The organism is Microbacterium sp. B35-04, from assembly GCF_010634885.1.
Lineage (GTDB): Bacteria > Actinomycetota > Actinomycetes > Actinomycetales > Microbacteriaceae > Microbacterium.
Map to the genome: position 1 here is coordinate 1 of NZ_MWLP01000148.1, position 796 is coordinate 796.

At 68.1% G+C, this 796-nt stretch carries 2 protein-coding genes; one reads left to right on the forward strand and one right to left on the reverse strand.

What is annotated here, in order from left to right; translation table 11 throughout:
* On the reverse strand, positions 1 to 392 hold a 392-nt coding region (locus B1729_RS20085), incomplete at its 3' end, for an FAD-binding protein (protein WP_163634586.1).
* Between the two features lie 91 nt (positions 393 to 483).
* On the opposite strand from B1729_RS20085, the gene B1729_RS20090 reads away from it, so the two are divergent.
* The coding region (locus tag B1729_RS20090) for a MarR family transcriptional regulator (RefSeq protein ID WP_204318980.1) at positions 484 to 796 on the forward strand (313 nt) is incomplete at its 3' end.

Consider the following 796-nt stretch of genomic DNA (forward strand, 5'->3'; position numbering starts at 1 on the left):
CCGTGCGCGGCGACGGCTTCGCCATAGCGTCCTGCGGTGGTCCCGCCGCCCGCCATGGCGACGCGGGAATGGGCATCGATCTCGACGGAGCTGAGCCCTGAAACGTCGATGACCACGCCGTCGTCAGCTACCGACCGGCGGCCGAAGGAGTGGCCGCCGGCTCGCGTCGTGACCGGCAGTCCGCTCTCCACGAGCACAGGAAGGGCGCGCGCCACATCAACGGCGGTGCGCGGCCGGATGATCAGCGCCGGCCGGCGCGGCGGCCCGCCATAGACGGTGAGGGCAGCGACCGCGCCGGCGTCAGGAACCAGGACTTCGCCGTCGATGAGCTGGTCGAGCCGCGATGCGAGAGCGGAGGTGGAGTCACCCACGGATGCGCTGTAAATCGACATGATCCCTCAGTCTTTCGTTGGGCGTACAAATGATTGGTGGGGCCATCATATGGATGGTTGGCCGCACCAACAACCCCGTAAGATGCAGCTCATGGAGATCGCCTCGCGTGTCGCGGAGAAGCCCACATGGCTCGTCAACCGACTGAGCGCTCGAGCACATGCTCTGCTCGCCGAATCGTTTGCGGCGGCCGGAGTGCGCGGCTACCACTACCGCCTGCTCGCGGCGATGGAACAAGCAGGGCCAGTGAGTCAGGCCGACCTGGGCCGGCTCGCCGGCCTCGACCGGAGTGACGTCGTGGCGACGCTCGACGACTTGGTCCACTGGGGTCTTGCCCGTCGCGAGCCGGATCCGACCGACCGGCGAAGGAACGCGGTCATCGTCACCGACGCGGGCGTCGAACGAC